Source organism: Gardnerella rara (genome assembly GCF_055452355.1).
Genome location: NZ_JBVBJP010000001.1, coordinates 251966 through 275420 on the forward strand (window position 1 = coordinate 251966; position 23455 = coordinate 275420).

A 23455-nucleotide genomic window follows, 5' to 3' on the forward strand; every position below is an offset into this window, starting at 1 on the left:
TAATACATAAAAAGCCTTGGAAAGTATATTAAACACAATCCAAGGCTTTACGTTAATCAATTAATCGAGTTAATCTAACTGACTAATCATCTATTTGCAAAAACACAATCTGCAAATAGCGATTGATTTTTAGTGGAAGAAGTGCCTCGTTCCAGTAGTGTACATTGTAACGCCAGCTTTACGCGCTGCTTCAAACACTTCCTCGTCTCTAATTGAACCTCCAGGCTGAACGATTGCGCGAACGCCTGCATTAATCAGAATTTGAGGACCATCTGCAAATGGGAAGAATGCGTCGGATGCTGCAACAGATCCTTTAGCACGTTCTAATCCATCTGCCAAAGTATTGGCTCTTTCAACTGCAAGATTGCATGAATCAACTCTATTAACTTGACCCATTCCAATTCCAACAGTTGCTAAATCATGCGCAAGCAAAATGGCATTTGACTTTACGCATCTAAGCGAACGCCACGCAAACTCTAAGTCTTTTAAGGTGGTTTCGTCTACTGGATCTCCAGAAACAAGAGTCCAATTTTTAGGATTATCCCCTAAATCATCAATCTTGTCTGCGCTCTGAACCAAAGCTCCGCCGTCAATAGGATGTACTTGCAAACCTAGAAGAGGAGGATTTGCAACCTTTAGGATTCGCAAATTCTTCTTTTTTGTGCGCAATAATTCTAATGCTTCTGGATCATAATCTGGAGCCACAATTACTTCTGTAAAGATTGGACGCACACTTTGCGCCATTTCTAGCGTAACTGTTGAATTACAGGCAATCACTCCGCCATATGCGCTTACAGGATCGCATGCATGAGCCTTTCTATGAGCCTCTGCAGCCGTTTTTCCAATCGCTAAGCCGCAAGGATTGTTATGCTTGCAAACTGCAACTGCAATTTGTGGAACAAAATCCCAAACAGCACGCCATGCCGCATCCGCATCAACATAATTGTTATAGCTCATTGGTTTTCCGCCAAGAAGTTCAGCTTGCGCTAAACCACCTTTATGCAACGGGTCAAGGTAAAGCTCCGCCTGCTGGTGCGGATTTTCGCCATATCGAAGATTATGCTCTAAATGCCAAGTGCGTGTGTAATCTGCAGGAAGCAACTCTTCGCTTGATTTATCAAGAGAATCCTCGCTGTTTTCTGTATTTTCTAGCATGCTTTGCGGCATTGGCCAAGCGTTATTTGTCCATTGGCATATTGCAGCATCGTAAGCTGCTGTATGAGCAAATGCTTTACCAGCCAAATATTCACGCTCTTGCAAGCTAAAGCCTTCTCCAGAAGCAATTCGATTAGCTAAAAGTTTATAATCTGCAGGATCTGTAATAACTGCCACAGATTTATGATTTTTAGCAGCTGCTCGAATCATTGATGGACCACCAATATCAATTTTTTCAATAATGGCGTCATTTTCCGCACCACTCATAACCGTGTTTACAAATGGATACAAATTCACAACAACAGCGTCAAATGGCTGGATTTCTAAGTCTTTAAGCTGCTTTACATGGTCTGGATTGCTCATATCTGCTAAAATGCCAGCGTGAATATGAGGGTCTAGAGTCTTAACTCTACCATCTAAGCTTTCTGGGAATCCTGTTACATCCGCAACCTGAGTAACGCTAACACCCAATTCTTGAAGCTTTAAAGCAGTTGAACCTGTTGAAACAACCTGAGTTCCACACTTTTTAAAAGCTTCTGCAAGCGTTTCTAACCCTTCTTTGCAAAATACCGAAACCAGTACTCGCTTTATAGACCTTTTACCTGTGGTTATCAGCACATCTGCACTTGATTCTTGCGCATGTATCTGTTGCACGGGGTTCCCTCCTTGTGTTGGATGAGGATTTATTTTTTATTAGCTTTTGAACTAACTATTCTAGAATTTCTAGTTTCAGTTTTGTTCTCAAGCAAAGGTTGATTTTTGGATAAAATTTTGCTTCTTAAAACTTGAATTCCAACTATTATTGCGCAAACTAAAAGAACAATAAGCCAAGCGCAGCCAAAACCGTATATTGTTAAATGACCCAAGGAACGAACACTTCTGCTTACATTAACTCCAACATTCGCTAATCTAAATCTACCTAAGCTTCCGTTTGCAAATATAAGCAATATGCTCATGGAAAGTATTACAACCATACAAGACGCAACCAATACTATTGCAGACTGCGCAAATGCGAAAGCCGTTTTTTTCCAATCAACTTTATTTTCATCAAAGCAAATTCTAAGATTGCACAACTTTGAATACAAGATTACAAACAAAGCCAAAATAGTGCATAGAACAAACAATATGCTAACTGTGGCTGTTCTATACAGTGAATCTTTTATAGCATCTGGAAATATTGAAAATAGTGGAACAGGAGGCAATGATTTTTTGTTAGTAGAAAAAACACTAAAGCTTGCAACACTTCCAATGTTAAATCCTGATCCAGCAATCCAAGATAACGCCCATAACGCAATATTTGGAAGCCAAACTAAACAAGCAATAGAGGTTAAAATCCTAGATCCGATTTGCATTCCAAGTTTAGAAAAAGCAATCTCAACGTTGCTTGAACCAATTACACACCAAAAGATAATTGTTAAAACCGCAACAATCGCATAAATAGCCAAAACACTTATAGAACAATAAGCACAAGTTTTTACAGATTTAATTGTTCGTTCGGAAAAATGTTTTGCTAATTCTTGTTTTATTTGAGCAAATATGGAAGAGTGTGGTGCAATTACAATAATCATTGCTAAAACATACACACAAATGCTTTTTAGCAATATTATTGGCAAAGAATCCAATAGCTCAATATTTGTATTTTGAGATATTACAGCGTTTATAAACACCCAAACAAATAGGCCAATTAAATTTTCAACCTGCCCGCTTTTTAGTTTTTTCATTGCAATTGCAAGAGTAGAAACTAAAAGAATCGTTAGTCCAAGAGGAATAATCGTAAGAATAAAATCATTAAATCCAAGCCCTACTCCTTGAGAAAAAAGAAGCAAAGCCCAAGTTAAAGACATTGAAGAATCCGAAAGATTGCCAGTTCCTTCTTCAATAGATATAACCAAAAGCGTTAAAGACATAAACAATCCAACAACAAGAGCAAAAACAAAAATTGTTATTGCTGGAATAGCTAAACCCTTTAAAACACTAATAAGAGAAGACTTTAGCTTTTTCACAATTACTTCCCCTCCTACTGTTTAAGGTTTATTTTGGATTATTTATATATTTAACGCTTTAGGCTTAAACAACAATCTGTAGTATTTTTAGGCTGGCATTCTCATTAGACTAGAGCATTTATAGGATTGCAAATCGCTCATTCCATTAATGCCAGTTAACTCCATTACAAAGCAGAATCCAGCAACAACACCTTCAGCTCTTTCAACAAGCTTTGCGGCTGCTTTTGCTGTTCCTCCTGTTGCAATTAAATCATCCACAATAAGAACACGCTGACCAGGCTTAATCAAACCTTTTTCTATCTCGATTTTAGCTTCGCCATATTCAAGAGAATATGATTCACTAATAACCTCTGGAGGTAATTTTCCAGCTTTTCTTACTGCAATAAAACCTTTATTTAAGCGCGCAGCTAATGCTGGGCCAAATAAGAATCCACGAGCTTCAAGACCTGCAACCAAATCAAATGAGTCTTTAGAAACAGGTAAAGAATCAACAAGTGATTCAATAAGAATTTGCATTGCACGAGCATCTGCAAATACAGGTAGAAAATCGCGAAAAACAATCTTTGGATTTGGGAATCCTGGGATTGTGCGAACAAGAGACGCTAAATAATCAGCATCCTGATTGCTAACATTCTTTAAAGGCTTTACAGTAATATCAGTTGTTGTCATAATCCAAATGTTCTTATTTTAGTTTTCTTTATTTTCACCAGATTCATTAGATTCTGGAACCTGATTAGAATCGTTGGATTCTTGCGATTCATCAACATTTTCAGAGTTTGAATCTTCAGCGCTGTTAGCATCTTGAGAATTATCTTCTTTATCGTAGCTATTAAAATCTACGCGAACATAAACTCTATTAACAGCACGGAAAGATACGCGCAACAAACTGTTTTCAGAATCTATAACAATCTCTTCGTGATCGGCATCAACGCTAACAACCTTACCAATAATTCCACCAATGGTTATAACCTCAACACCAGGCTTTAGTGAATCATGGAAAGAGCGCAATTCGGTTTGACGCTTCTTCATGCTACGAGATTGGAACCACATGATACCAACCATGGCTACTACAAGAACAATAAGCATGCCATACTGGCTAAAGAATTGGGGCACAATAAACTCCTTAAGTTATCCAACCCTAAGACGGTAAAACACCGCCCAAATCAAGAATTTTAGGCTATCTATCTGACATTTTTGGCGACTCCAGACCCAAATGCTCCCAAGCTTTTTTGGTTGCAACGCGACCCTTTGGAGTACGAATAAGAAAGCCCTCGCGAACTAAATATGGCTCACAAACAGTTTCAACTGTTTCTGACTCTTCTCCAACCATTGCAGCCAAATTGTTAAGGCCAACAGGGCCTCCATTAAATTGGCTAACAATAGCTTTTAGCACAGCAATATCTAGTCTATCTAAGCCCTGCTTATCAATCTGGTATAAAGCTAAAGCTTTTACAACCGATTCACAATCTACTTCTTTAAGATTGTTAACAACAGCCCAATCTCTAACGCGCCTTAAAAGACGGTTTGCAATCCTAGGAGTTCCTCTAGAACGCATTGCGAGTTCTTTAGCAGCCTGATCTGCAAGTTTTACGCCTAAAACTGTAGAAGAACGCTCAATAAGTTTTTCTAGCTCATCTTTAGGGTAAAAATCAAGATGCGCTGTAAAACCAAAACGAGCACGAAGCGGAGAAGGAAGCATGCCTTCTCTTGTAGTAGCTCCAACAACAGTAAAATGCGGCAATGTAAGCGGTATAGAAGAAGCTCCAGGGCCTTTTCCAACCATAACGTCTACTCTAAAATCTTCCATTGCAATGTAAAGCAATTCTTCAGCAGCGCGAGGAAGTCTGTGAATTTCGTCAATAAATAGTACCTCGCCCGTATCTAGCGAACTTAAAATCGACGCTAAATCGCCAGCATGTTGAATTGCAGGACCAGAAGTTACACGAATAGACACACCAAGTTCGTTAGCAACAATCATTGCTAACGTTGTTTTTCCAAGACCTGGAGGACCCGCAAGAAGTATATGATCTGGCGGAACATTACGTAATCTTGCCGCATCCAAAAAAAGTTGCAGCTGAGCTTTTAATAAAGGCTGACCAATAAAACCTTCTAGAGCATGAGGCCTTAGCTCTTCGTCGCTAATCTGCTCGTTTTCTATAGGAGACGAGGAAACCATTCTTAAAGAATTTTCTAGCACGCCCGTATTTAACGCTTGCATATCTTGCATATTATTGTTTACGCTGTTCATATTGTTTACGCTGTTAGCACTGTTTTCTTTTAAAGTCACCATTATCACCTGCCTCTATCGAGCGAAGATAAAGCCATACGCAAAACTTTTGGCATATCTGCATCACTAATTGGCAAAGAAATATCTTCCTGAGCACAAACATTTTCCACCGCTTTTTGAGCGTCAAACTGCTTCCAGCCTAAAGACATTAATCCAACAACAACTTTGCGCATAGAAGAATCGCCAAAATCACTAATATTCTTGTTTGCATTTTTATCTACACTATCTTTGCTTAGCAAAGACATGTCAATAGATCCTTTAAGTTCAAGAATTATTTTTTGCGCGCCCTTTTTGCCTAGCCCAGGAGCGGAAGAAAGCGCAGAAACATCTGAATCTGCAATAGCCTGCATTAAACGATCTACGCTTAATGTTGATAGTAAAGAAAGAGCCACTTTAGGCCCTACTCCACTAACTTTTTGCTGAATTTGAAGAAAAATACGTTTGGCTGCAATGCTTGTAAAACCATAAAGAGTAATAGCATCTTGACTAACTTGCAAAGACGTATAAACCTTAACTTCTTGACCTTCGCGCAAAGACGACAAATCTGAAGAAGGCATATAAACCTCGTAGCCAACGCCACAAACACAGATAAGCGCACAGCGAGAATCAATAGACTCCACAACGCCACTAAGCATACCAATCATGCGCTCACCTTTCGGATAAAATCTGCAATTTATAGAACAGATGTTCTATAAATATCCTACATACCTCGCCCGACAGAACTTGATCCGCGCGCCGCACGCAAAGATTCAGCCCACTTTCTTTGAGCAGCCGTTAAATGTTGTTCTCTCTCCCCTCCCTGAAGTGCTCCAGCAGGCCTAAGCGCATGGCAAATAGCCTGAGCTAAAGCATCGGCAGCATCTGCAGGAGTTGGCAAAACATTAAGATTTAAAAGACGAGCAACCATGCGCTCCACTTGCTGCTTTCCAGCACCGCCATTTCCAGCAACAGCCAACTTAACCTCTGTAGGAGTGTGCAAAGCAACAGGAATACCCCTTTGAGCTGCGGCAAGCATTGCAACTCCAGCAACTTGAGCAGTACCCAAAACGGTGTTTAGATTTTCTTGAGCAAATACCCTCTCAATCGAAACAACATCTGGTGAAAACCGCTCTATTTTTTCAACCAGTCCGTTGTAAATCTCAAGAAGTCGTAAATCCTGAGAAGTCTTTGGATTGCTTCTTAAAACGTCGACGTGAATAAAAGAAAGCCGACGAGAAACGCCGGCTTCAATCACGCCGACCCCGCAGCGAGTAAGCCCGGGGTCAACGCCCAAAATCATCATTGGAAACTATTCTGCTTCCTCAAGCTGAGCCATAACTTCATCCGAAGCGGTCCAGTTGCTATAAATGTTCTGAACATCGTCCAAATCATCGAGATTGTCAATCAAGCGAGACACCTTTTGAGCATCTTCAAAGCTCAACTCAACCTCATTATTTGGATGCATAACGATTTCAGCAGAATCGTAGTCAAAACCAGCCTCTTGCAAAGCCTTACGAACCGTTACCAAATCGCTAGAATCCGTGTATACAGAATACACATCTCCATCATCAGCAACGTCTTCTGCACCTGCTTCTGCAGCAATATCAAAAAGCTTGCTGTAGTCAACACCTTCGCTAGGAACTTCAATCAAGCCCTTGCGCTCAAAGTTAAAGCTCACAGAACCGCTTGTAGCCAAAGATCCATTGCCCTTTGTAAGAGTAGAGCGAACATCTGCTGCAGCGCGATTACGATTATCTGTAAGGCACTCAATAATCAAGCCAACGCCTGCAGGAGCATAGCCTTCGTAAACAATCTCTTCGTAGTTTGCGCCGCCTGCTTCTTCGCCAGAACCACGCTTAACAGCGCGCTTAATGTTATCTGCTGGCATAGAAGCTTTCTTAGCTTTAACAATTGCATCGTACAAAGTTGGGTTACCATCTGGGTCTCCACCACCAAGACGAGCTGCAATTTCAATATTCTTAATAAGCTTGGCGAAAAGCTTGCCGCGCTTTGCGTCGATAGCGGCCTTCTTGTGCTTTGTGGTCGCCCACTTGGAATGACCTGACATGATACTCCTAAAAAGTGTACGGTTACGTAAACGTGATGATTTTAATGCGCTTTAGCGACAAATCACCAAATTTGATTTAGTCAAGCGCATTTTTAACTTCAAAAATACGCTGAACAACGGTTATGGCTCCACCAACGCAAAGAATAATCATTGCCAAGCAAAGCCACAGTAGCCAACCAGTTAATCCGCTTAATCCCATTGCAACTAAAATTATGGCAACTCTATCGGCGCGAGTAATCAAGCCTTTTTTAGCATCCACTCCAACAGACTCGCCTCTTGCTCTTGCATATGACGTTACAAAAGCAAACATCATAGCAACTAAAGAGCAGACTAATCCGCAAGAACGCAAAAAATTATTTACGAAAAATGGCAAATATAAACAAATGCTTAGATTATTTGAGCGATATAAACAAATGCAAACACACGCAAAAAGCGACCAATCCGCAATTCTATCGAGCGTAGAATCTAAAAATGCACCAAATTTAGTTCCACCATTCTTATTTGTTAAAGCAGCAACAGAACCATCCAAAGCGTCTGCAAGAACAAAAATCGTAAGTAAAATCGTACCAAACAAAAGTTGGCCAGTTATTGAAACAAAAATAGCCGTTGCAACAAGTGCCAAGGCGCCAAAAACAGTAACACCGTTAGCAGTACAACCAAATTTAACAAGAAGCTTTGCAACCGGCGAAATAACACGTTTGAATCCGCTTCTTAAAGATTCCAACATATTAAGCCTTTCTTTGAAAACAAGCACAAAACACGCACAAAACAAGTACTACAAACTCGTTTTAAAACCCGTTTTAAGCTACAACAGCTATGTTAACAAAAACGCCGCTTAAAACTAAGCGGCGCTAATTCTAGCTCCCTCACCTGGATTCGAACCAAGACAAAGGGTTCCAAAGACCCGTGTGCTGCCATTACACCATGAGGGAACGGCGGAAAAACCGCCAAGTCACTATTATGCCATAACAATCGACATCGTCAAGTTTGGCGTGGCGAAATAGGATTTATGCAAATAAGAACCCTTGTCCATGATGCTCTGGATAGGTGTCAAACAGCTTTGCAACAGATCCATCTTCAAACACAGCCTTAATTGCACTAGCCAAAAGCGGAGCAATAGAAAGAACTGTTAAGCCATCCCAACGCTTTTCTTGTGGAATAGGAACAGTATCTGTTAACACCACTTCGCGAGCGCCGCAATTCTTTAAGCGCTCAACGGCAGGCCCCGAAAGAACGCCGTGCGTTGCAACAACAGTTACAGACTTGGCTCCAGCGTCTTTAAGAACGCTACAAGCTCCAGCAATTGTTCCAGCAGTATCGATTAAATCGTCAACCATAACGCAATCGCGACCAGCAACATCTCCAACAACACGATTTGCTACAGCTTGATTTGGACGCGTAATATCCCTGGTTTTGTGCACAAATGCAAGAGGACCTCCGCCTAAGCGCTGCGCCCACTGTTCTGCAACACGAATTCGACCTGCGTCTGGCGAAACAACTGTTACATTGCCTAAATCTTTGCTAAAGCGGTCTCTCACATAATCTACTAGCACTGGCATAGCAATCAAATGATCGACTGGGCCATCAAAGAATCCTTGAGATTGTGCCGCGTGCAAGTCAACGCTCATAATACGATCGGCGCCTGCGGTCTTAAGCAAATCAAACATCAAACGGCAAGAGATAGGCTCACGACCGCGATGCTTTTTGTCTTGTCTTGAATATCCAAGCAACGGGCACACAGCGGTAATAGAACGGGCAGATGCGCGCTTTAAAGCATCAATCATAATCAACTGTTCCATAATGGACTTATTGACTGGATCGCTGTGACTTTGAAGCACAAACACGTCTGTTCCTCGCACAGACTGAGTGTATCGAACATACATTTCGCCGTTAGCAAAATCGTATGCCGTTGTTTCCAATACTTCTATACCAAGCTGATTCGCAACATCTTTAGCAAGCTTAGGATGCGCGCGACCAGTTACGAGAACAAGGTTTTTATCTGGCTTTCCTTCAAGGATGATGCTCACCATATCTCCAAACGCTAGTTCGCTAACCGCCCACAAAAACGGACTGTTTTTAATACTATCTATTTGCGCAGACTATAAGTGTCAAGCTGTTTCGTACATAACAAATCGTTGCAAAGAATTGCAAATCGTTACAAAAACATTACAAATCATTACAAATCGCGCATATACAATCCGTGCTTAACAATATATTGCACAACGCCATCTGGAACCAAGTACCAAACTGGCTCACCATGTTCTGCACGCTTGCGAACATCTGTTGAAGATATTGCCAATGCTGGAATCTCTAATATGTCAACTGGAAAACGATGATTGTGGCAATTAATCATATCGTCGCAAGAATCGTAAGATGCAGAACGAGCCTCAATTTGAGCAAACTTCTCAGGATTTGCATACCCTGGCCTAGTAACTGCAACAAATCTTGCTAAATTCCACAATTCCTTAGCGTCTTTCCATTGCATAATCTCCGCAATGGCGTCTGCACCAGTAATAAAGAACAGGTCTGCTTGCGGATGCTGAGCACGTATATCTTTAAGCGTATCAATGGTGTAGGTAACGCCTGGCCTATCAATATCTACTCTAGAAACAGTAAATTTTGGGTTCGAAGCCGTTGCAATTACGGTCATTAAATATCGGTCTTCCGCATTTGTAACTTTTTTATCTAGCTTAAAAATAGGCTTTCCAGTTGGAACGAATATAACTTCATCCAAATCGTACACCCACGCAACTTCGGAAGCTGCCACCAAGTGTCCATTATGAATTGGATCAAAAGTACCACCCATAATTCCTATGCGCGGTCGCTGATGAACATTACCTCTTGCAGACTGCTTGCGCTTAGAAGCATTTACCGAAACAGGTGCACTAGTTTGACTCTGATTAATAGATCCTTGGAATAAATCCGACATCCTGCGTTCTGTAGAATTATTACTACTCATTTACTTGAGCTTTCGCATCTTCCTCATCGTCTGCTTTAGCTTCACTAATCACGCTAGAAGCAACATTTGCCTTGTCGGGGTTAATATTGCCCATTTCTTCATTCCACTCATCCTGAACCACTCGCTTAATTTCTTCAAAAGTTGGAAGAGGAAAATCAGGCTGGAAAACACCCCTAATATTGGCAACACACTCGGTTATTTCAACAAGAACTTCGCTCATATTATCAACAAGACCAGCACGCTCAAGTTTACTAAACTCCAATATGTTGCTTTCCATTTTTTGTAGATTACAATTAATCGATTCTACGGCCTCATTGCTGCCTGGCGTAATAACATCTCGATTATCCCTATCTGGCCAACCCATTAAAACTGCATCAGCATATTCAAGAGAAGACCTTTGGCTAGCAGAAGCAATTCCATCTTCTATTTGAACCAAAAACACATAACGAACAATAGACAATCTTTCAGCTGCAATATCTAAAGCATCAAGCACATTAGAATTAGATATGCTTACAAATCCATTTACGCGTTCTTTATGTGTTTTAGATAATTGTGATGTATCAGGCATATTCTTAACCTTACTCTTAAGCCCTTATTTGTCCATCTCCATAGCCAATCCACTTTGTAGTTGTCATTTCTATTAAGCCCATTGGTCCTCTTGCATGCAACTTTTGAGTGGAAATTCCAAGCTCGGCTCCAAAACCAAACTCGCCGCCGTCCGTAAACCTTGTTGAAGCGTTTACCATAACAACAGCACTGTCTATTGACGAAACAAACTCATTAATCGTTAAATAATCTTGTGCAATAATCGTTTCCGTATGACCCGTTGAATATTTTGAAATATGATTAACGGCATCTTTAACACCATTTACAACTTTTACTCCGATTTGCAAAGATAGATATTCTGTAGACCAATCCTCATTATTTGCTTGCTCTAATTTAATGCCATTTATGTTTGCATCGCTTAGAATGTTGTAGGAAATCTCATCTGCATGAATCAAAACATTATGCTTCGCCAATTCACTTGCAACTTTTGGCAAAAATTCTTTAGCAATGCTTTTGTCTACAAGCAATTTTTCTGCAGCGTTACAAACTCCAACTCGTTGCGTTTTTGCGTTTATAATAATCGGAATTGCTTCATCAAAGTTTGCTGTTTTATCTACGTAAATATGAACATTTCCAGCGCCAGTTTCAATAACTGGAACTGTTGATTCTTTAACAACAGCTGCGATTAGATTTGCGCTGCCTCTAGGAACCAAAACATCAATATGACCATGTGCGTGCATCATTGACGTTGCGCCGCTTCTGCCTAAATCGTCCACAGATTCTATAAGATTTTCGCTTACGCCAGAATCTTTTAAGACTTGCCTAATTACTGTAATTGTTGCACGATTTGTATTCTCGGCCGCACTTCCACCTCTTAAAATTACAGCATTTGAAGATTTTATGCATAAAGACGCAACATCCACAGTTACATTTGGCCTGGCCTCATAAATCATTCCCATTACGCCAATTGGAACTCTAACTTGCGAAAGTCTAATACCATTTTCCAGCGTGTATCCTCGAACAACTTGGCCCACAGGATCTTGCAATTGCGCTATTTTTTTAACACTTTTAGCAGACTGAATTATTCTTTCTTTATTAAACACAAGTCTGTCTAATTTCCCAGCATCCATGCCGTTACTTTTAGCTTTTTCTATATCTTTAAGATTTGCTTTTTCAATAAATTCAGCGTTACTTTCAATTGCATTTGCTATAGCGTTTAAAAGATTATTCTTAAAAGTCGCATTAGCTTTAGCAAATTCCCGCTGAGCGTTTCGCGCATCATCTGCTCTAGAAAAAACAATAGAATCGGCAGCAGAATCTAAAGAAGCCCCACATTCTTTAGACACATTGCCTTGTGCATTATCACGCGTTTTATCAAACTTTATATCACTATTAGTCATATTGAACATATTAGCAATAGCAGTGCTTAGGCTCCACCTCTTCGGGTAACATGTATAACAATTGGCACAAATGGAGGAATTATGGCAGAAAACACTACGAATGCAGTTATGTTTCATAGCACTAGGTCGAATTCTAAAACCTATACGTCGAAGCAAGCTATTCGTAGAGGCATAGCCGAAGACGGTGGCTTGTTTGTTACCGATTGCCTTTCAGATGCGCGCTACGATATTTCTAATCTTCCTGGAAAAACTTATAAGCAGATTGCTAAAGACGTTCTTAAAATCCTCCTTCCAGATTTTACATCTAGCGAGCTTAATGAATGCGTTGAAAATGCTTATGGAAATCAGTGGGAAGATTGCGAAATTACTCCGTTAAAGCCTCTCGGCACTAACAACGATTTTGTTCTAGAGCTTTTCCACGGCCCTACTTGCGCATTTAAAGATGTTGCTTTGCAGATTTTGCCACAATTTATTAGTCATGCAAAAGATGCGTCGGATTCTAATCAAAACGTTATGATTCTTACTGCTACTTCTGGAGACACTGGTAAAGCTGCTTTATCGGGATTTGCAGACGTTGAAGGCACTTCTATGGTTACTTTCTACCCAGAAGGAAAGGTTAGTAAAGTACAAGAGTTGCAAATGACAACTCAAAGTGGAAACAATGTTAGAGTTTGCGCAGTTAGAGGTAATTTTGACGATGCGCAAAGCGGAGTTAAAAAAATCTTTACCAACACTTCGATTAATGAATCGATTAATAACAATAATCACGCTTTGCTTTCTTCTGCAAATTCAATCAATATTGGAAGGCTGATTCCGCAAGTTGTTTATTACTTCTACGCTTATTCAAAGCTTGTTGAGCGTGGCTCTATAGAACTTGGCAGCGAAGTAGAATTTTGCGTTCCAACTGGCAATTTTGGCAATATTCTTGCAGGATATTACGCAAAAATGCTTGGTCTTCCTGTAAAGCACCTGATTGTGGCAAGTAACAGCAACAATGTTTTGTTTGACTTTTTGGTTAGCGGAACCTACAACAAAATTCGCCCGTTCCATCAAACTGTTGCTCCTTCTATGGATATTCTTGTTTCTTCCAACTTGGAACGCATGCTTTATTACATGTGCAATAAAGATACACGACTTATGCAAATGCTTATGAATGATTTGCAACAATGGGGTGCTTTTGAAATACCAGAAGACGTGCTTTCTAAAATTCGAGAACTCTTTGGATGCGGCTGGGCAAACGAGAACCAGATTCGCGATTCCATAAAAGAATGCTGGAATAATCACAATTATGTTATTGATCCACATACTGCTTGTGGTTACTTTGTTATGAGCCATATTCCTCACGATTCTAGTGTCCCTCGTGTTCTTTTAAGCACTGCAAGCCCGTATAAATTCCCTAGAGTTGTTTGCCAAGCATTGGGCTTAAATGTTGAAGGTTTAGATGACTTTGATTGCATGGAACTATTAGAGAATACAACTTCTACTAAGGCTCCTAAAATGCTTAGCGATCTTAAGAATAAAACAGCTAGATTCAACGACGTTATTAATGTTGAAGATATGCCAGATTACGTTCTTAAATGTGCTAATCAGATTTGCTGAATCTTTATGATTTAAGACTTAAACAAAGCATAATACACTTCGTTTAGCATGCTTAAATCATGACCTTTTCTAGCTCCTGCAGAAAAGAATCTTCGTCTTCTAACGTCTGATTCTAGACTTTTTGTTCGCTCTGCTGTTTTTTTGCCTAAATCCCATGCAGCTTGTTCAAAAACACCATTTTCTCTAGCCTCTTGCAAAGATGAGGTTATTATTATAGATGGAACTCCCTTTTTTTGCAGCTCCATGCGAGTTGCACGTTCTCCTAATGTTCTAGATGCACATGAGCGTATAACAGACTGAGCGTACTGTTCATCGTTAATTAGATGCAAATCTTCTAATCTGCTTACTACAGAATCAATAGTGTTCTCGTTATATCCCTTATTTATAAGCCTATCTTTTAAATCATTTGAAGATCTTGGCGCATAATCCAACATTCTTAAAGCAGACTCTCTACAGCTATCAAAATCACATGCTTTTTTAGAATCAACTTTTTTAACAGCTTTATTATTGTTAAAAGAACTGTACTTTTGCAATCTATAAGACGAATGGCATGAGTCTTCTTCGCAATCACCTATTTCAGCACTATTCTCTAAATAATGCGAATTAACAACTTCTAAACTACAATCATCTTCTGCACACACATTCTTGTTTTTAACATCATTTTTGTTAAAAACAGAAGCATCTGCTGGCTTATGATTGCGAAGAAAACTCTCAACACTAATCATCTATTAGTCTTCTTACTATTAGTCTTCGTTCTTGGAATCCTTAGTTGAAGCGTTTAGCTTATCTTCTGCTACAGAATCTGACTTTGCTTTTGCACTATCGTCTTCGTCTTCTACTTCAACAAACTGATCTTCTGGTTTCATTAGCCCAAAAGCAACTTTTACCTTATCGCTAATTTCTTCCGTAATAGCTGGATTGTCTTTAAGGAATTGACGAACGTTTTCCCTACCTTGACCAAGCTGTTCACCCTCATAAGTAAACCAAGAACCAGACTTTTTAATAACATCGCACTGAACAGCCATATCGATTACAGAGCCTTCAGTAGATATTCCTTCTCCGTAAAGAACGTCAAATTCAGCGGTTTTAAATGGTGGAGCCATTTTGTTCTTAACAATCTTTACTTTAGTTCGGTTACCAACGGCTTCTTCTCCGTTTTTAATAGTAGAAACACGCCTAATATCCATACGAACAGACGAATAGAATTTAAGAGCTTTACCGCCTGTAGTTGTTTCTGGACTACCAAAGAATACGCCGATTTTCTCTCGGAGCTGATTAATAAAGATTGCTGTTGTTCCAGCTTGAGACAAAGCGCCAGTCATCTTTCTTAAAGCCTGGCTCATTAAGCGCGCTTGCAAACCAACATGGCTATCTCCCATGTCTCCGTCAATTTCTGCCTTTGGAACCAAAGCCGCAACAGAATCAACCACTATAACATCTAGTGCGCCAGAACGAATAAGCATATCTGCAATCTCTAAAGCTTGCTCACCATTATCTGGCTGAGAAACAATAAGAGAATCTGTATCAACACCTAATTTACGCGCATAAACTGGATCTAAAGCATGTTCTGCATCAATAAATGCTGCAACTCCGCCATTCTTTTGAGCGTTAGCAACAATGTGCAAAGCTAGTGTTGTTTTACCAGAAGATTCAGGTCCATAAACCTCTACAATACGCCCGCGAGGAACACCACCAATTCCCAAAGCCATATCTAGAGCAAGAGAACCAGTAGGAATAACCTCTACATCTTGTAGTGGCCTATCTCCTAATCTCATTGCAGAACCCTTGCCGTACTGCTTTTCAACATTTGCAAGAGCCATCTCTAATGCTGCTTTTCTACGAGGATCCGCCTTGTCGGCATCAATAAGACGATCCACAGCACCCTTTTTTGCTTGTTGTGCCATATTATTACTCCTTTCGCATGCCGATGTATTGACGACCATACTCAATACATGATGCCCGTGCAAGCGTTTTAGAGCAATGTGGTTAAAGGCTTTTTTCCACTAACCAATAGGCACTTACACGCTGCAAGAAGCCCAACAATTAAATATTATACACCATAAACGAACATTTGTTCGATAAGCGTGTTGGCTTGAAATTTCAACAAAAATACAGGCAGCCAGCCATCAACTAAAATAAATCCAAAATAAAATAATCATTTATTTTGCTGGAAGTGGCGGAGCATTATGGTCTTTACCCCAACGCTTGCTATCTGGAATATTCATGTGATCGCATAAAACATTCCAAACAATCCTAGGCTCCACGCCAGCATCAATCGCCTCGCGCGCGCTCATGCCATCAAGTTTTTGCAGCTCCTGATCTTTAGCAATACTCCTGCCGAATTCTCTGCCAAAAACCTCTTCAAGAAGCTCCCAAAATTCACGTTCGCGCATAAAAAATCCAATCTTCAAAAATAAGCGCATAAAAAATCTTGATTAGCACATCAACAACTCCAACGCGAACATCTTGTCTCTGCCCAACAATATTTAACTGCGCACAAATAGTAAATCCGCAATCCAACGAGTCAATATTGCATTTGCTTAAAGAAATATTGCTTATTTTGCCGCATCCGCAATCAAAAACATAGTCTTTAATCTCGCTGATTTTTAACGAAACAGAATCAAAATCAAGCAAAGAACAGCAATCTGAAGCAGAATTGGGAATAAAAATACCAACGTAAGCTAAACCAGCTGGCTTTGTGCCATCTGAGCCAGGCCCTGCAACTCCCGTAGTAGAAAATCCAACAACAGGAAAATCCGCATTATCAACGTCTTTTTTAGGCTCTAAACACTCGTATTGCCACTTGGAGCCGCTATATAATCTTGCACAACCGAACGCCATTTGTTTAGCAACGCTAGGCTCTACAGCACCGAAAGTTTTAAGCAAATCGGGGTCCACTCCAAGAATCTTAGATTTTTCGCGAATGTCATACGTAACAGCAGAACCGAGAAAAACCTTTGAAGCTCCAGGAATCTTTACAAACGAATCTGCAAGAAGACCTCCAGTTAAAGATTCTGCACAACAAATATGCAAAGACTTGTTTGCGCAAAAATCAAGAATCTTACTTACTAAAACGTCTGTAGAATCATTCACTAAATCGTTTGCTAAAGCGCTTGCTAAGTCGTTACACATTTTTATCAACGCTTAAACGCACCGCGAACATAAAGGAATCCAGAATAAAGTGCAAAACCAAGAGCAATGCCAATAAAACCGTAGCAAACAGCGTAATAGCACACAACCCACATCGGTACGTTATAAACGCAGAATATTGGAACAATAGGCGCAAGAAGCATTGCTATGCCAACAGATTGAGAAAGCGTCTTATATTTTCCTGCCCAAGATGCTGCAATAACTTTTCCGCCTTTATCAATAACATAAAAACGCAAAACAGTAATGCCGATTTCTCTAAGAACAAACAAAAGAGTAATCCACCAATAAAGTTCGCCAAAAGCAGAAGCAATAATAAGAGCGGAAAGTATTAAAAGCTTATCGGCAATAGGGTCCAAGAGCTTTCCAAGTTCTGTAACTTGATTGTATTTTCTAGCCATCCACCCATCAAGCTTATCTGTTGAAGCTGCGACTATAAACAGCACAAATGCGCTCCATCGAACCGAAGTGGACGCATAGCCCCAAGGACCTGAAATAAGGTACAAAACGATGAATACAACAGAAAGAGCTATTCGCACATAAGTCACAATGTTTGGAGCGCAATTCCAACCTTCAAGCAACTTAGACTTACCTTTTTGCAACATTGTTAATACCTCCATAACCGCTACACAAACATGGTATAGCAAACGCAAAACTTAATTAAACATTTATAAAATTTATAAACGATTTATAAACAATCCTTAATTCAAAGAATCAGACTCACCTTTAATAAAAGCTAAAACTTTAGGTAAATCTTGCGGCTGAACAAGAACTTCACGAGCTTTAGACCCTTCGGAAGGGCCAACAACTCCTCTAGACTCAAGCAAATCCATAAGTCTGCCCGCCTTTGAGAATCCAACACGAAGCTTTCGCTGAAGCATAGAAGTAGATCCAAACTGCGCACCAACAACAAGCTCAGCAGCTTGAAGAAGCTCGTCCATATCGTCACCAATATCCGTTGTTTTAGCTTGAATCTGAGCCTGTTCATCTGCCTTTGCAGCCATTTGCTCAATATCTTCCCTATAACGAGGCTTTCGCTGAGTTCTAACGTATTCCACAGCTTTACGAATCTCCGATTCACTAACCCAAGATCCTTGAACTCGCTGCGGCTTAGCAGCACCCATTGGAAGAAACAGCGCATCTCCTTGACCAATCAAAGTTTCCGCACCAACAGTGTCTAAAATAACACGAGAATCTGTAGCAGAAGACGTAGCAAAAGCTAATCGAGACGGAATATTTGCCTTAATCAAGCCAGTTACAACATCAACGGACGGGCGCTGAGTTGCAAGCACCAAATGCACACCAGCTGCACGAGCAAGCTGAGTTATTCGCTGAATAGAACTTTCAACGTCATTTTTTGCAACCATCATCAAATCAGCCATCTCGTCTACAACAACAAGCAAATACGGGTATGGCGCAACTTTTCTCTCGGAGCCTTTAGGCGCATGAACCTTACCTTCTCGAACAGCCTTGTTGAAGTCTTTAACATGGCGGAAACCAAAGAATTGCAAATCGTCGTAGCGCGCATCCATCTCTTTAACAACCCATTCAAGAGCCTGAGCTGCTTTTTTAGGATCTGTAATAATCGGAGTTAACAAATGCGGAATTCCGGCATATGCAGAAAGCTCCACTCGCTTTGGATCTACCAAAATCATGCGAACCTGCTCTGGAGTTGCACGCATAATAATCGAAGTTAGCATAGAGTTTATAAAGCTTGACTTACCAGAGCCAGTAGCTCCCGCAACAAGAAGATGCGGCATTTTATCGAGCGCTGCTGTTACAAAATGACCCTCAACATCTTTACCAACACCAGTGAGCATAGGATTTGAATCTTGTCGAGCTTTATCCGACCTTAAAACATCTCCAAGGTTTACAATCTCTCGATCTACGTTTGGAATCTCAATACCAATCGCAGACTTTCCTGGAATTGGAGACAAAATACGCACATCCGTGCTTGCCACAGCGTATGCAATATTCTTCTGCAGATTTGTAACCTTCTCAACTTTTACTCCAGGGCCTAATTCAACTTCGTATTGTGTAACGGAAGGGCCTCGCAAAAAGCCAATAACCTTTGCATCTACTTCAAACTGTTCAAACGTAGAAGTTAGCGCACGAATTACTCGATCGTTTGCAGGAGTTCTAGTTGCGTGAGGCTTTCCATGAACAAGCATGTTTAAATCTGGCAATCTGTACGGTTCTTCTTTGTAGTCTTTTGAACCATCGCTTAAAGATTCATCACCATTATTTGCGCTATTTGCACTAACACTATTTACATCAGCGCTATTTTCATCATTTTCTTGCGATAACCTATATTGATCCAATTGCTCGGCAGGAATTTTACTCCAAGGGTCTGCTCCACTATATTGCGAATTGCCACTAATAGGCGCCTTTGGGTACTCATCAATATACATTTTTCCAGACGATTGCAAAGAACCATTAGAGGCAATAACACGAGGATGTTGGCTACGATTCTCATCTTCTTGCTCGCCAATCTTAGAGTCATATTCTCCAGCAGGGCCATCTTCTTGATTTGTCTTAGAAGAAGCAGAAATAAAAGCGTCGTCACCAGCATACGCATCTAAAAGCTCGCTGTTGTTGTCTTTCTTTTTAGAGCCAAACAGAGTGTTGAAAATCTTTGAAATTACTGAATTATGCAGAGTTCTGCGCGACTTTTCACCTTCGGAAGCATCATGAGTTGGAACTCCTTCTGCAAACTCAAGATTTTCACCGTTAGCAGAGTTCAAATCTTTAGAATCATAAGATTCATCATCTGGATTATCTTTAACGTCTCTGGACTTTTTAAAAATAACAGAAGATACAAATTGAGTAATGTCTGTAACATGCAGCTTAAGAATCATTAGAAGAGCAAAAATAGCAATAATAACAAAGATTGCAAGCGCAAAAGTTTTAGATAACCCCCATGCTAATGGCGAACCCAAGGAAAATCCTAATAATCCTCCAGCTTTTTGCAAATCATCTATATTAAATTCCTGATTTTTGCTTGCAAACAAAATGTCTAAAATGGAGCAAATAGACCATAGTAGAAGAACAAAGCCGCCTATAACGCGCGGATTACCAGATTTAGCACCACTATTTCGCATAAGTCTAATTGCAACCGCACTAAGCCACACTGGCAAAACAACACTCATAACTCCAAAAACAGCAGAAGACAATGAGTGCAAGGCAATTCCTAAGAATCCGCTAACTCTAAACCATTCGGATGCACAAAAAAGAACAGCAAGAATAAGCATTACAAAACACAAGCCGTCCCTGCGATAGGCTTCATCATATTGCCCAACTCCAAAAAGTGAGCGAACTGCTTTGCCAATAACACGCGGTACAAAAAGAAGAGCAGACTCCCAAAATGGCTCACCAGAAGAGACTTTTGACAATGTTTTAGACTGCTTACCACCCTTGTCTGGCATACAACCACTCCTTTTTAAAACGCTAAGTCTAAGTCCACTAACCGCTAATTACAGCACACAATCGCCAGCTTTTAGCTAACTAAGTACCACACCAACCGAATTACTTAAACAATATACAATCACCTATTAGCAAATCATTAGCCTTAACTATTCTACTCCATTGCATAAAACAACTCGTGCATAAATAGGACGGATTATGGGTTATAGGGGTTGGGCTATAGCCTAAAAGTCATAAAAAAAAACGGCTGGAAACCAGCCGAATAAGTGGGGTGGCTAACGCGGCTTGAACGCGCGACCTTCTGAACCACAATCAGATGCTCTACCGACTGAGCTATAGCCACCATTACGGCGCGAAACCCTTCGGGAATCGCACAACAGAGGAATACTATACACGATTTTTTTCATTTACGCTAGCCCACACGTTTTCGGCGCGTCGCAAGAAAATACGACATTACTTAATGACACAATATAAATATGAGTTTTTTGCAAAAATCGGATGCAAGCATTGCGTCTAATAAAGAGCCAAACAATAACAAAAATGCAAATAACGATTTAAGCAAGAGCATTGCAAACAATCGAACTTTTGGCATTTTAAATTCAAAAACACACACAACTACAGTCCTTCTTTTAGGTTCTGGAGAACTTGGAAAAGAAATTGCTATAGAACTTATAAGACTTGGCATTAAAGTGTGCGCTGCAGACAGTTATGCAAATGCTCCAGCAATGCAAGTTGCGCAAGAAAATCGCGTTTTAGACATGAGCGATTCCAAAAAACTGCAAGATTTAATAGATGATATAAATCCAAACATAATAATTCCAGAAATTGAAGCAATATCAACCGAAGTATTAAAGAATGTTGTAAAAAACAAAAAGATTCAAGTTGTTCCAAGCTCCGATATTACTGCGATTGCAATGGACCGCGAAGCTTTACGAAAAATAGCACACGAAGACATTGGCTTGCCTACTACACCATATCGCTTTGCTTCTAGCTACAAAGAATTAGAAGAAGGCGCCAAGCAGGTGGGATACCCTTGTGTTGTAAAACCAATAATGAGTTCTTCTGGGCATGGTCAATCTATTGTAAAAGATTCTAAAAATCTTCAAGAAGCTTGGTACGAAGCTCAAAATGAAAGAAGATCTAAGCATAAAAGTGCAGATGCACAAAACGATATATCTCGCGTAATCGTGGAAGCATTAGCACCTTTAGACTATGAGCTAACGGTTTTAACTGTATGCTCTAGCGCTGGAATAACAACATGTGAACCTATTGCTCAATGCCAAAAAAATGGCGATTATAGACAATCGTGGCAGCCAGCAAACATACCAGAAAGCGTTCGTCTTAATGCTCAAAACATTGCTAAACAAGCAGTAGAGGGCTTAAGCAAAATTGCAAAGAATAACGGCGAAACTGGCTGGGGCGTTTACGGAGTTGAACTTTTTGTTCTTAAAAATGGAGATTTACTTTTTAACGAATTATCTCCAAGACCTCACGACACTGGCATGGTAACAATGATTTCGCAATATTACAGCGAGTTTGCCCTACACGTTTTAGCAGTGTTAGGCGTTCCAATTACGCAAAAACACACAGCTCTTTGCCTAAAAGATAACGAAGTTGCTTTAAGCTACGCTCTTGTTGTGCAAGGAAACGGAGCCGTAGGATTTACAAATCTTGCGCAAGCATTGGATGAAGAAGATTGCCAACGCAGCAGCATACGAATTTTTGGAAAGCCAGAAGTTCACGGCTCAAGAAGGATGGGTGTTATTTTGACAGTGTCAAGCAGCCAGCAGAAGGCAAAATCTTTTGCGACACGCATTGCAGATAAACTGCACACAGTTGAACTTCCCGCATAAACCGTTGAAAAATCAAGGTTTTTACCATTATATTTACGTAAAAAATCAAAAAATAATCTAACTAAATTGTAGGTAACAATTGTTAGTCTAAACGTGCTGGCAGGTTGAATAAACCATCAAATATGATGATTTACACCGCCCGCATAAATGCAACAGAGAGGCACGTCAATGGAAAAACTTGACAAGTTGTATGAAGGCAAAGCAAAGAAATTGTATGCCACCAATAACGATAACGTATTGTGGGTTCAATACATGAATCAAGCCACAGCTGGCAATGGTCTTAAAAAGGCTCAAATTGCTGGAAAAGGCAGCTTAAATAATCAAATCACCTCTTTAATATTCAATCTTCTTAACGCCCGCGGTGTAAAAAGCCATTTTCTTGGCAGAATCTCTAATACCGAGCAGCTCGTTAAACGCATGAAGATGTTTCCGCTAGAAATAATCATGAGAAACACAGCTGCGGGATCTTTTGCAAAACGATATGCAGTTAAAGAAGGAACTGCCCTAAAAAAGCCTCTTTTGGAATTTTGCGTAAAGTCAGACGATCTTGGCGATCCGTTTATTAACCCAGATGGCGTTGTGGCTCTTGGTCTTGCTAGCGAAAGCGAAATGGCAGAAATTACAAAGCAGGCTCACGCTGTAAATAATGCACTTTTAGACATCTTCAACAAAATTGACGTTCAACTCGTTGATTTTAAGATTGAAGAAGGCGTTGACGCGCAAGGAAACATTCTTCTTGCAGACGAGATAACACCAGATACGTGCAGACTTTGGGACAAGCGGAATGCAAATGGATCCGAAGTAAGTCACTTAGACAAAGACTTGTTTAGACGCGATTTAGGAGACATAATTCCAGCCTACGAAGAAATATTCTCAAGGCTTAAATCTCTTGCGCAAAGCGAAGGAGTGAACTTCGACGAAGTCAATCCAAACGATTGCACTGAACAATGATTTTAATGTGGCTCGCATCTTTTAAGGTGCGAGCCACGCGCGTTCTTAAACGAATAAAACAAAAACAAAAATAGCCAAACTACAA

At 40.2% G+C, this 23455-nt stretch carries 22 protein-coding genes and 2 tRNA genes; 3 read left to right on the forward strand and 21 right to left on the reverse strand.

What is annotated here, in order from left to right; genetic code table 11:
* Nucleotides 1-129 precede the first annotated feature (129 nt).
* The 14 genes from purH to ACZ0NX_RS01100 all read right to left on the reverse strand — a co-directional run bounded on the left by purH (nt 130) and on the right by ACZ0NX_RS01100 (nt 12406).
* A complete protein-coding gene (gene purH, locus ACZ0NX_RS01035) occupies nt 130-1809 on the reverse strand; it encodes a bifunctional phosphoribosylaminoimidazolecarboxamide formyltransferase/IMP cyclohydrolase (protein WP_464405017.1) in 1680 nt (559 codons plus the stop codon).
* A 29-nt stretch (nt 1810-1838) separates the two neighbouring features.
* Nucleotides 1839-3158, reverse strand: coding sequence for a cell division protein PerM (locus ACZ0NX_RS01040; RefSeq protein WP_464405019.1), 1320 nt, complete (start codon nt 3156-3158; stop codon nt 1839-1841).
* 87 nt (nt 3159-3245) lie between these two features.
* Entirely contained in the window at nt 3246-3827 is a 582-nt protein-coding gene (locus tag ACZ0NX_RS01045) for an adenine phosphoribosyltransferase (protein ID WP_060786723.1), read from the reverse strand.
* A gap of 18 nt (nt 3828-3845) precedes the next feature.
* Nucleotides 3846-4271, reverse strand: a complete 426-nt coding sequence (yajC, locus tag ACZ0NX_RS01050; RefSeq protein WP_060786724.1) for a preprotein translocase subunit YajC — start codon at nt 4269-4271, stop codon at nt 3846-3848.
* A 64-nt stretch (nt 4272-4335) separates the two neighbouring features.
* Nucleotides 4336-5385, reverse strand: coding sequence for a Holliday junction branch migration DNA helicase RuvB (gene ruvB / locus ACZ0NX_RS01055; RefSeq protein ID WP_415688622.1), 1050 nt, complete (start codon nt 5383-5385; stop codon nt 4336-4338).
* 65 nt (nt 5386-5450) lie between these two features.
* Nucleotides 5451-6089 carry a Holliday junction branch migration protein RuvA gene (gene ruvA / locus ACZ0NX_RS01060; RefSeq protein ID WP_464405021.1) on the reverse strand — a complete coding sequence of 213 codons (639 nt, stop codon included), beginning with the start codon at nt 6087-6089 and terminating at the stop codon, nt 5451-5453.
* 56 nt (nt 6090-6145) lie between these two features.
* Nucleotides 6146-6727, reverse strand: a complete 582-nt coding sequence (gene ruvC, locus ACZ0NX_RS01065; protein WP_060786726.1) for a crossover junction endodeoxyribonuclease RuvC — start codon at nt 6725-6727, stop codon at nt 6146-6148.
* Between the two features lie 6 nt (nt 6728-6733).
* Nucleotides 6734-7492 carry a YebC/PmpR family DNA-binding transcriptional regulator gene (locus ACZ0NX_RS01070; RefSeq protein WP_060786727.1) on the reverse strand — a complete coding sequence of 253 codons (759 nt, stop codon included), beginning with the start codon at nt 7490-7492 and terminating at the stop codon, nt 6734-6736.
* A 76-nt stretch (nt 7493-7568) separates the two neighbouring features.
* Nucleotides 7569-8219: a CDP-alcohol phosphatidyltransferase family protein gene (locus tag ACZ0NX_RS01075; RefSeq protein ID WP_464405023.1), complete on the reverse strand. Its 651-nt coding sequence runs from the start codon at nt 8217-8219 to the stop codon at nt 7569-7571.
* Nucleotides 8220-8353: 134 nt separating this feature from the next.
* Nucleotides 8354-8424, reverse strand: a tRNA-Gln gene (locus ACZ0NX_RS01080).
* Between the two features lie 75 nt (nt 8425-8499).
* Nucleotides 8500-9522, reverse strand: a complete 1023-nt coding sequence (locus ACZ0NX_RS01085; RefSeq protein ID WP_060786729.1) for a ribose-phosphate diphosphokinase — start codon at nt 9520-9522, stop codon at nt 8500-8502.
* A gap of 146 nt (nt 9523-9668) precedes the next feature.
* A complete protein-coding gene (nadD, locus tag ACZ0NX_RS01090; protein WP_060786730.1) occupies nt 9669-10451 on the reverse strand; it encodes a nicotinate-nucleotide adenylyltransferase in 783 nt (260 codons plus the stop codon).
* Complete coding sequence (locus ACZ0NX_RS01095) at nt 10444-11019, reverse strand: phosphoribosylglycinamide synthetase (protein ID WP_415695903.1); 576 nt, start codon at nt 11017-11019, stop codon at nt 10444-10446. The genes nadD and ACZ0NX_RS01095 overlap by 8 nt, the downstream gene beginning before the upstream one ends.
* 16 nt (nt 11020-11035) lie before the next feature.
* Nucleotides 11036-12406, reverse strand: a complete 1371-nt coding sequence (locus ACZ0NX_RS01100) for a glutamate-5-semialdehyde dehydrogenase (protein ID WP_464405025.1) — start codon at nt 12404-12406, stop codon at nt 11036-11038.
* Between the two features lie 72 nt (nt 12407-12478).
* On the opposite strand from ACZ0NX_RS01100, the gene thrC reads away from it, so the two are divergent.
* Nucleotides 12479-13996, forward strand: a complete 1518-nt coding sequence (gene thrC, locus ACZ0NX_RS01105; RefSeq protein WP_060786733.1) for a threonine synthase — start codon at nt 12479-12481, stop codon at nt 13994-13996.
* A gap of 11 nt (nt 13997-14007) precedes the next feature.
* Here the strand turns inward: thrC and ACZ0NX_RS01110 are convergent, their stop codons facing one another.
* The 7 genes from ACZ0NX_RS01110 to ACZ0NX_RS01140 form a co-directional block, all read right to left on the reverse strand.
* Nucleotides 14008-14721: a regulatory protein RecX gene (locus ACZ0NX_RS01110; RefSeq protein WP_415695900.1), complete on the reverse strand. Its 714-nt coding sequence runs from the start codon at nt 14719-14721 to the stop codon at nt 14008-14010.
* An 18-nt stretch (nt 14722-14739) separates the two neighbouring features.
* Nucleotides 14740-15900, reverse strand: a complete 1161-nt coding sequence (recA, locus tag ACZ0NX_RS01115) for a recombinase RecA (RefSeq protein WP_060786735.1) — start codon at nt 15898-15900, stop codon at nt 14740-14742.
* Between the two features lie 255 nt (nt 15901-16155).
* Nucleotides 16156-16389: a DUF3046 domain-containing protein gene (locus tag ACZ0NX_RS01120; RefSeq protein ID WP_020973608.1), complete on the reverse strand. Its 234-nt coding sequence runs from the start codon at nt 16387-16389 to the stop codon at nt 16156-16158.
* Nucleotides 16376-17128, reverse strand: a complete 753-nt coding sequence (locus ACZ0NX_RS01125; protein WP_464405027.1) for a CinA family protein — start codon at nt 17126-17128, stop codon at nt 16376-16378. The genes ACZ0NX_RS01120 and ACZ0NX_RS01125 overlap by 14 nt, the downstream gene beginning before the upstream one ends.
* Nucleotides 17129-17133: 5 nt before the next feature.
* Nucleotides 17134-17748, reverse strand: coding sequence for a CDP-diacylglycerol--glycerol-3-phosphate 3-phosphatidyltransferase (gene pgsA / locus ACZ0NX_RS01130; RefSeq protein WP_415688623.1), 615 nt, complete (start codon nt 17746-17748; stop codon nt 17134-17136).
* Nucleotides 17749-17844: 96 nt separating this feature from the next.
* Nucleotides 17845-20568, reverse strand: coding sequence for an FtsK/SpoIIIE family DNA translocase (locus tag ACZ0NX_RS01135; RefSeq protein WP_464405029.1), 2724 nt, complete (start codon nt 20566-20568; stop codon nt 17845-17847).
* A 265-nt stretch (nt 20569-20833) separates the two neighbouring features.
* Nucleotides 20834-20909 (reverse strand) — tRNA-His (locus tag ACZ0NX_RS01140).
* 133 nt (nt 20910-21042) lie between these two features.
* On the opposite strand from ACZ0NX_RS01140, the gene purT reads away from it, so the two are divergent.
* Both purT and purC read left to right on the forward strand, forming a co-directional pair.
* Nucleotides 21043-22419 carry a formate-dependent phosphoribosylglycinamide formyltransferase gene (gene purT / locus ACZ0NX_RS01145; protein WP_464405031.1) on the forward strand — a complete coding sequence of 459 codons (1377 nt, stop codon included), beginning with the start codon at nt 21043-21045 and terminating at the stop codon, nt 22417-22419.
* 168 nt (nt 22420-22587) lie between these two features.
* Nucleotides 22588-23370, forward strand: a complete 783-nt coding sequence (gene purC / locus ACZ0NX_RS01150; RefSeq protein ID WP_060786739.1) for a phosphoribosylaminoimidazolesuccinocarboxamide synthase — start codon at nt 22588-22590, stop codon at nt 23368-23370.
* The last annotated feature ends 85 nt before the right edge of the window (nt 23371-23455 follow it).